Raw genomic sequence first — 7791 nt, 5'->3', positions numbered from 1 at the left:
GTGCAGGTTTTCGCCGGCCCGCCCGCTCATGCCGAGGAACCTCTCGCCGAGACGCCCCGGGCCGGCGAAAACCTGCACCTCGTCCTCGCGACCGCCACGCCGGGTGGCGGGTTTCCGGCCTATGGCGAGGCGCTGGCGGCGGCGATCCGGGAGGTGAACCCGGACATCACCCTCGATCTGCGGGCGAGCAAGGGCTCGACCGAGAACCTCGACCTCCTGCGCAGCGGGCAGGTCGATCTCGGCCTCGTCCAGGGCGAGTACGCCTACGAGGCCCTGGCCGGGCAGGGTGCCGCGCCGGCGATCACCGTGGTCGCCCCGGTCTACGCGGCGCCGGGCCTGTTCGTGGTGCCGGCGGACGGGCCGGTCACGGCCTTCACCGATCTGCGCGGCCGGCCGGTGGCGCTCGGGACCCGCAGCTCCGGCCTCACCGCCATGGGCCGCACCATCCTGCGCGGCGCCGGGCTCGACCCGGAGCAGGACATCCGCCCGATCCTCCTCGACCATGCCGGAGATGGCCCGGCGCTGCTCCGCGACGGGCGCGCCGCGGCGCTGTTCGGCGGCGGCACCGGCTGGCCGGGCTTCCGGGCGGTCGCGCAGGCCCCGGGCGGGGCCCGCTTCCTCGGTCCGCCGGCCGGCGCGATTCCGGCGATCCTGGCCGCGAGCCCGTCCCTGCGCCGCATGACCGTGCCGCCCGCCACCTTCCCGGGCCAGACCGAGGCGATCGAGACGGTGGGGTCCTGGAGCTTCGTCCTGGGCAAGCCCGGCCTCGATCCGGCGGCGGTCGCCCGTCTCGTCGCGGCGATCGACAAGGCGAAGCCGGCGCTCGCCCGGCGCCTGCCGAACGAGCGGCCGAGCGATCCCCGGGACCTCGCGGCCGCCGTCCCGGCGGAGTGGCTCCACCCCGCCACGGCCTCCTACCTGCGACAGACCGGCCAGCCCTGACCCCGACGGCGCGCAACCCCGTGTGTTTCCGTGGACACAAAGATCGCAACGTTATTACAATTCGCATCTGGCATATTGCTGCCGCCGGACCGTCATGGCATGGCTGCTGCCGCCAAGGTTCCCCGGGCGTCATGCCCGCGGGCTAAGAGGGAACTCGGTGAGCTCGTCGCGAGCGATGCCGAGGCTGCCCCCGCAACTGTGAGCGGAGAGATCCCGCCGCCGACGGTCACTGGTGCGCTGCACCGGGAAGGCCAGGCGGGAGCGACGATCCGCGAGCCAGGAGACCTGCCTTCGGTACGCGCCGCGTTTCGGCGCGGTCACGTCCTGCGGGCGGTGCGGCCCGGGGGAGCGCCCGGATCCGGCTGCCGCCCGACAGGTGCGGGGCAGGGTCCGTCGCTCGCTCGAACCGTACGGCACGGCAACTTCGAGTGTGTTTCGTGAGAACCCGTTCGCGTCTCCCCACCCCCGCACGCTCCCGCCGTCGTCATCCCGGCGCCGCCCTGGCGGGCGCGATGGCAATCGGCCTCGCGGCACAGCCGGCGGGCGCCCAGGAGAGCATCGCCCTCGACGAGGTGGTGGTGGAGGGGGCCGCCCCGGCGCCGGGCCGGCCGATGCCCGCGACCACCGCCGCCGGCACGATCGGCCTCATCGGTCCGAGTGCGGGCTTCCGGGCCGACCGGGCGGTCAGCAGCACCAAGACCGACACGCCCCAGCGCGACGTGCCGCAGGTCGTCACCGTGGCGCCGCGCGAGGTCATCACCGATCTCGCCGCCACCCGGGTCGATCGGGTCCTGACCTACACGCCGGGCGTCGCCCTGCAGAACAATTTCGGCGGGCTGACCATCTTCAGCTACGCCATTCGGGGCGTGACCACCTCGGAACTGTACAAGAACGGCTTTCCGCTCAACCGCGGCTTCCCACCGCCGCCCGACACCCAGAACGTCGAGCGGATCGAGGTGCTGAAGGGGCCCGGCGGCGGCCTGTTCGGGCGCAGCGACCCGGGCGGCCTCGTCAACATCATCACCAAGCAGCCGACGCGCGAACGCTTCGTCGAGATGGGCGGGCTGTGGGGCTCGTTCGAGGAGGTCCGCGGCACGGTCGATTCCGGCGGCGCGCTCAACGAGGACGGCACGCTCCTCTATCGCTTCAACCTCGCGGCCGGACGCCAGAACAGCTTCCGCGATTTCGTCGACGGCGACCGGCTGTTCGTCGCTCCCGTCGTGAGCTGGCAGGTCACGCCCGACACCAAGGTGACGGTCGAGACCGAGTTCCTGCGCAACCGCACGGTGTTCGACCGCGGGGTCATCGCGATCGACAACCGGCTCGGCTTCCTGCCGATCTCGCGCTTCTTGGGCGAGCCGGGCCAGAGCATCGATCAGACCAACGACTCGATGCAGATCCGGGTCGACCACCGCTTCGACGCCGACTGGCAGATGCGGCTTGCCACCTATCTCAACTCCAACTCGCTCACCGGCGAGGCGGTCGAGGTGCGGGACATCGCCGCCGACAACCGCACCGTCCTGCGCGACCGCAACTACCGCAACTACCGCGCCGCCACCGCGCTCGGCCAGGCCGAGCTGGTCGGGCGCTTCGACACCGCCGGGATCGGCCATACGGTGCTGCTCGGCTTCGAGCGCGAGAGCACCGACGGCACCTACCAGCAGATCCGCTCCAACACCCGCACGAACCCGTATTCGCTCGACATCTACGCCCCGGTCTACGGCCGGCCGCTCCCGAACTACACCCGCCAGACCAACGGCTTCGAGCAGGTCACCAACACCGCGCTCTACGCCCAGGACCAGATCGCGCTGTCGCCCGAGTGGAAGGCGATGGTCGGCGTGCGGTTCGATTTCTTCGAGCAGGCGTTCCGCGAGCGCACCACCGGGGTCCGGAACGACCAGACCTACTTTGCCGCCACGCCCCGGGCCGGCCTCGTCTACCAGCCGCTGCCGGAGCTGTCGCTCTACGCCTATGTCGGCACGAGCTTCCGGCCGAATATCGGGCCGGACGCCGCGGCCTCGTCGTTCAACGGCCCGTTCGCGCCGGAGACCGGCCTCGGCTACGAGGTCGGCACCAAGCTCGACCTCTATGACGGGCGCTTGAGCCTGACCGGCGCCGCCTTCCGGGTCGAGCGCCAGAACGTGCTGACCGCCGATCCCAACAACAGCGGCTTCTCGATCGCCGCCGGCGCGGTGCGCAGCCAGGGCTTCGAGTTCACGGCGGCCGGCCAGCTCTCGCCCTCGGTCAAGGTCCTGGCCGGCTACGTCTTCGCCGACGCGGTGGTCACCAAGGACAACGTGCTGCCGGTCGGCGCACCCCTCATCAACGTGCCGCGCCACTCCGGCAGCCTGCTCGCGGTCTACGAGGCGCAGGAGGGCCCCTGGAAGGGGTTCGGCATCGGCGGCGGCGCGCGGGCGGTCGGCGAACGGGCCGGCGACGCGAATGGCGGCGCGTTCCGGCTTCCGGGCTACATCGCGGTCGATGCGCTGGCCTATTACAAGTGGGAGAACTTTCGCTTCGGCCTGAACGTCGAGAACGTCTTCGACACCACCTATTACGCGAGCTCGCTCAACGTCTTCCGGGTGTTTCCGGGTACGCCGCGCCGCTTCACCGGCACCCTGTCGGTGCGGTTCTGATGGCCGCCCCCGCCCGTCGAGGCGATGCGGGCGCACCGGCGCGCAGGGGCGATGCCGGCCGGGACGCGGCGGCCAACCGCGCCCGGGGCTACCGCCAGCGCCTCGCCCCGGTGCTCGCCGCCATCACGGCGGAGGCCGGGGCGACGCCCGAGGGCATCGCCGCCTCCCTGACCCGGCGGGGCATCCCCAAGCCCCGCGGCGGCCGGGTCTGGACGCCGCCGGACGTGCGCCGGCTCCTGTCGCGCCTCGCCGACGAGACCGCCTCGTGACCACGGGACTCCGCCCGCCGCGCATCGCCGCGATCGACGCCCTGCGCGGCCTCGTCATGCTGCTGATGCTGGTCGACCACGTCCGGGAGTTCTTCTTTCTGCACGCCCAGGTCCGCGATCCGATGGACCTCGCCGTGACGCCGCCGGGCCTCGCCGCGACGCGGCTCACCGCGCATCTGTGCGCGCCGGTCTTCCTGCTGCTCACCGGGCTGTCGGCTCACCTCCATGCCGGCCGCCACGGGCCGGGGGCGACCGCGCGCTTCCTCCTCACCCGCGGCCTGTTCCTGATCGTGCTCGAACTCACGCTCGTGAACCTCGCCTGGACCCGGAGCCTGCTGCCGCCGATCCTCTACCTGCAGGTGATCTGGGCGATCGGGCTCAGCATGATCGCGCTCGCCGGTCTGATCCGGCTGCCTCGGCCGGTCCTGATCGCGGTCGCGCTCGTCCTGATGCTCGGGCACGACCTCCTCGACGGAATCGTGCTCCCGCCCGACCACCCCGGCATCATCCCGTGGTCGATCCTCCATCAGCGCGGCTTCATCCCGCTGCCCTGGGGCGTCGCCCGCACCTCCTACCCGGTCCTGCCGTGGATCGGCGTGGCGGCCGCGGGCTTCGCGCTCGGGCCGTGCTACGCCCTGGAGGCGGGGGCTCGCCGCCGCCGGCTCCTCGCCCTCGGGGCCGCCGCGATGGCGTCGTTCCTCGTGCTGCGGGGCCTCAACGGCTACGGCGATCCGACGCCGTGGCGGGCCGGGACGGATCTCGGCGCGACCATCCTGTCGTTCCTGAACCTCACCAAGTACCCGCCCTCGGCCGACTTCCTGCTCGCGACCCTGGGCATCGGCCTCCTGCTGCTCGCCCTGCTCGAAGCGCTGCCGGCCCGCCGGCTGGCCTGGCTCACGGTGTTCGGCGGCGCGCCCTTGTTCTTCTACCTGGCGCATCTCTGGCTGCTGCGCGGGCTCCACGACCTCCTCGTCGCCCTCGGCTTCGGGGCGGGGGGCCGGGTCTCGGCGGGTTCGCCGTGGCAGCTCTGGCTGATCGCGGCGCTCCTCGCCGTGCCGCTCTACGGGGCCTGCCGGTGGATGGTGGGGGTGAAGCGAGGCGGGCGCCACCCGGCGCTGAGCTACCTGTAGGCGCAGGCTCGACGCCTGCCCCCGCCCATGTGCCGACCGTCAGTGCAGCGCGACGATCTCGCTCTCGCGCACGGCGCGCTCGCCCTTCATCGACCGGATGCGGTAGGCGGCCTCGCCGCTGCGATCCTCCGGCATCAGCCGCACGACCTCGAACACGTCGATGTCGCTGGCGAGCGCGTCGGAGATCCCGGAGCGCACCATCCGCACCTGCTGGTGAAGCTTGAACTTGTACGGCATCGGGCCGGTCCCTTCCTGATTGACGTGGGGCCGGGGCAGCCCCCGGTGCCGGGGATCAGCCCCGCTTGCGCGCCTTGCGGGCGGCGTAGCGGGCGTCGCGTGCCGCCTTCTGGTCGATCTCGCGTTGCTCGGCTGCGACCGCGGCTTCAGCGGCGAGCCGGATCTCGTCCGCCGCGGCGATCTCGCGCTGACGGGCCTCCTCGGCCCGGGCCTCGGTTTCGCGGATGAGCCGCTCGGCCTCCTGGACCGCGCGCTCGGCGTCGCGCTCGGCCTGGCGGGTGGCCCGTGCCTCCGCGACGGCCTGGCGCTCGGCGCGGCGGGCGATGAGGGCCGGATCGTCGGCGGTGCTGCGGGACTGGAATCGGCCGAGCATCGCCCGCCGGGCCGCCGCGGCGGTACCGAGACGATCGCCCAGGGGGGCTTCCTTGAACTTGCCCATCGCTCAGACCCGGCTGAGGGCGAGGGAGCGGATCGGGCGCGAGAACCGGTCGGCGAGGTGCCAATGCAGCTCCCGGACCGAGTGGTAGCGGTAGGTCCGGTCGATCAGGTGGCTGACGTCGCGCGGCGAGCCGCCGACATGCTGCCAGATCTGCTGGACCTGAAACGTGGCGGGCTCGATGCGCGCCTGGTCGGGACGGGAATGGGAACTGAACGTGAAATTCACTCAGGAACAATCTGCTGGAGGTCGGGCCCGCGCCGCGGCGCGGGACGAGAGATGCGGCTGAAGCCACCCGCATCCCGATAGCAATGGACCTTACGCGGCGCGCAGGTTGCCGGCGGACTGCTTGCCGCTGCGACGGTCGGTCTCCATCTCGTAGGAGATCTTCTGGCCTTCGTTGAGGGTCTGCATGCCCGACCGCTCGACGGCGGAGATGTGCACGAACACGTCCTTGCCGCCGTCATCCGGTTGGATGAAGCCGAAACCCTTCTGGACGTTGAACCACTTCACGGTGCCGGTCGTCATTGTCGTATCCATGATCTGCAAGCGTAGGAGAGAGCTCGGCACGCCGTCGGGCGGCGCCAAGGCTCGGTTCAATCGACGGATTTGGAGCGAATGGCAGAGCTTGCGCCAGCAGGAAAGCGGCGGAGAGGCTCGGTAATCAGGCCAACAATCGATCTATCATCAATAATTGATGCGAGATCAGATAGCAAGCCATGGCCAAAAATATTTGGCATCACCGCCGGAATGATCGGACAATCTCCGAAAAACCGGCGGTCGATCGGGAGATTTTATCGCTCAAGGCGCTGCCGACGCTGGCGATTCGAGCCTCGCCCGGACGGGGTCGGTCAGGCGGCGCCGGTGCCCGGGGCAGGCCAGCCGATGCAGGCCTCGTGGGCGCGGAAGTTGCGCAGCCACCAGCCCCAATCCTCCGGCACCAGGGCGAACGGATCGGGATGCGCGAGCTCCCGCGCCGCCCAGACCGGCCAGTGCGGGTTCGAGAGGGCCGGACGGCCGAGAAAGACGAGGTCGATCAGTTCGTCGCGGATCACCCGGTCGGCGACAGCCGGCAGGCCGAGATTCCAGCTCACGCCGACCGGGATCCCGACCTCGCGCCGCACCCGCGCGCCGCGCTCGACCATGAAAGCCATCCGGGCGAAGGGGGGATCGGTCATCGCATCGGTGTTGAAGCCGATCGAGAGGTCGGCGAGGTCGAGGCCGTGCGCCGTCATCCGGGCGACCGCCGCCACCGCCTCGTCGAACTGCACGCCGTCGGGGTGGAGGTCGTCGGAGCCGAGCCGCATCGTCAGCGGCAGGCGCTCCGGCCACACCGCCCGCACGGCGTCGAGCGCTTCCAGGTGGAAGCGCAGCCGGTTGTCGAAGGAGCCGCCGTAACGGTCGTCGCGCTGGTTGGCGAGCGGCGAGAAGAAGCTGGCGCCGAGATAGCCGTGGGCGAAATGCATCTCGAGCCACTCGAACCCGGCCGCGACCGCCCGGCGCGCGGCGTCGGCATAGGCCCGGTGGATGCCGGCGATCTCCGCGACGCTCAAAGCCTCGACCGGGTAGGTGTAGCGCCCGCCATACGAGATCGGGGAGGGGGCCTTGAGCTGCCAGCCGTCCGGGTGGTCGGGCGGCAATTGCAGCTTGCCCTCCCAGGGCTTCTGCTCGCTGCCCTTCCGCCCGGTATGCCCGAGCTGGATCGCCGGGACCCCGCCCATCTCCTTGATGATGCGGGTGACGCGGGCGAGCCCCTCGACGTGCCGGTCGTCCCAGAGACCCGCGCAGGCGCTGGTGGTGCGTCCCTCCGGCGTGATGGCGATCTGCTCGGGGAAGACGAGGCCGAACCCGCCGGCCGCCCGCGAGCCGTACAGCATGACGTGGTAGTCGCCCACCGCCCCGTCGACCGAGCGGTGCATGGTCATCGGCGACATCGCGATCCGGTTGCGGAGCGTGACGTCCTTCAGGGTGAAGGGGCTGAACAGGTCGGGCATGCGGCCTCGCGGGAGGTGCGAACCGTCCCGCCGGGAGGCCGCTCGCGAGGGTATGGAGCCGGGGCGGGAGCCGGCAAGGGAGCATGCGCGACGAGGGCGATCCGCCGCGGGACGAGGCGCAACGCTCCGAACCCTCCCCCCTCTGCG

General features: G+C 71.5%; 9 protein-coding genes and 1 riboswitch. Of the genes, 4 read left to right on the top strand and 5 right to left on the bottom strand.

Annotated elements, in window-relative coordinates; translation table 11 throughout:
• The 4 genes from QR78_RS29270 to QR78_RS29255 all read left to right on the top strand — a co-directional run.
• The coding region (locus QR78_RS29270; protein WP_048431141.1) for a TAXI family TRAP transporter solute-binding subunit at positions 1 to 942 on the top strand (942 nt) is incomplete at its 5' end.
• A gap of 114 nt (positions 943 to 1056) precedes the next feature.
• Positions 1057 to 1234: riboswitch (cobalamin riboswitch) on the top strand.
• A 220-nt stretch (positions 1235 to 1454) separates the two neighbouring features.
• Positions 1455 to 3578, top strand: a complete 2124-nt coding sequence (locus QR78_RS29265; protein WP_082173906.1) for a TonB-dependent siderophore receptor — start codon at positions 1455 to 1457, stop codon at positions 3576 to 3578.
• A complete protein-coding gene (locus tag QR78_RS29260; RefSeq protein WP_048431139.1) occupies positions 3578 to 3847 on the top strand; it encodes a hypothetical protein in 270 nt (89 codons plus the stop codon). Before QR78_RS29265 ends, QR78_RS29260 begins: the two co-directional genes overlap by 1 nt.
• Positions 3844 to 4977 carry an acetyltransferase domain-containing protein gene (locus QR78_RS29255; RefSeq protein ID WP_048431138.1) on the top strand — a complete coding sequence of 378 codons (1134 nt, stop codon included), beginning with the start codon at positions 3844 to 3846 and terminating at the stop codon, positions 4975 to 4977. The genes QR78_RS29260 and QR78_RS29255 overlap by 4 nt, the downstream gene beginning before the upstream one ends.
• A gap of 39 nt (positions 4978 to 5016) precedes the next feature.
• Here the strand turns inward: QR78_RS29255 and QR78_RS29250 are convergent, their stop codons facing one another.
• The 5 genes from QR78_RS29250 to QR78_RS29230 all read right to left on the bottom strand — a co-directional run bounded on the left by QR78_RS29250 (position 5017) and on the right by QR78_RS29230 (position 7644).
• On the bottom strand, positions 5017 to 5214 hold the full coding sequence (locus QR78_RS29250) for a hypothetical protein (RefSeq protein WP_048431137.1): 198 nt from the start codon (positions 5212 to 5214) through the stop codon (positions 5017 to 5019).
• Between the two features lie 55 nt (positions 5215 to 5269).
• Positions 5270 to 5653 carry a DUF6481 family protein gene (locus tag QR78_RS29245; RefSeq protein WP_179945829.1) on the bottom strand — a complete coding sequence of 128 codons (384 nt, stop codon included), beginning with the start codon at positions 5651 to 5653 and terminating at the stop codon, positions 5270 to 5272.
• Between the two features lie 3 nt (positions 5654 to 5656).
• Entirely contained in the window at positions 5657 to 5878 is a 222-nt protein-coding gene (locus QR78_RS29240) for a hypothetical protein (RefSeq protein WP_048431136.1), read from the bottom strand.
• Between the two features lie 90 nt (positions 5879 to 5968).
• On the bottom strand, positions 5969 to 6178 hold the full coding sequence (locus tag QR78_RS29235; RefSeq protein ID WP_048431135.1) for a cold-shock protein: 210 nt from the start codon (positions 6176 to 6178) through the stop codon (positions 5969 to 5971).
• Positions 6179 to 6501: 323 nt separating this feature from the next.
• On the bottom strand, positions 6502 to 7644 hold the full coding sequence (locus QR78_RS29230) for an oxidoreductase (RefSeq protein WP_048431134.1): 1143 nt from the start codon (positions 7642 to 7644) through the stop codon (positions 6502 to 6504).
• Positions 7645 to 7791 lie beyond the last annotated feature (147 nt).

This window comes from Methylobacterium indicum, from assembly GCF_001043895.1.
Taxonomy (GTDB): domain Bacteria; phylum Pseudomonadota; class Alphaproteobacteria; order Rhizobiales; family Beijerinckiaceae; genus Methylobacterium; species Methylobacterium indicum.
The sequence above is the reverse complement of the archived record's forward strand: the minus strand, read 5'-3'. Positions and strand labels throughout refer to the sequence as shown.

Bases quoted from the DNA above. Each gene is read 5' to 3' on its own strand.
- QR78_RS29260 (WP_048431139.1), top strand. From the start codon at position 3,578: ATGGCCGCCCCCGCCCGTCGAGGCGATGCGGGCGCACCGGCGCGCAGG.
- QR78_RS29245 (WP_179945829.1), bottom strand. From the start codon at position 5,653: ATGGGCAAGTTCAAGGAAGCCCCCCTGGGCGATCGTCTCGGTACCGCC.
- QR78_RS29265 (WP_082173906.1), top strand. From the start codon at position 1,455: ATGGCAATCGGCCTCGCGGCACAGCCGGCGGGCGCCCAGGAGAGCATC.
- QR78_RS29250 (WP_048431137.1), bottom strand. From the start codon at position 5,214: ATGCCGTACAAGTTCAAGCTTCACCAGCAGGTGCGGATGGTGCGCTCC.
- QR78_RS29235 (WP_048431135.1), bottom strand. From the start codon at position 6,178: ATGACGACCGGCACCGTGAAGTGGTTCAACGTCCAGAAGGGTTTCGGC.
- QR78_RS29230 (WP_048431134.1), bottom strand. From the start codon at position 7,644: ATGCCCGACCTGTTCAGCCCCTTCACCCTGAAGGACGTCACGCTCCGC.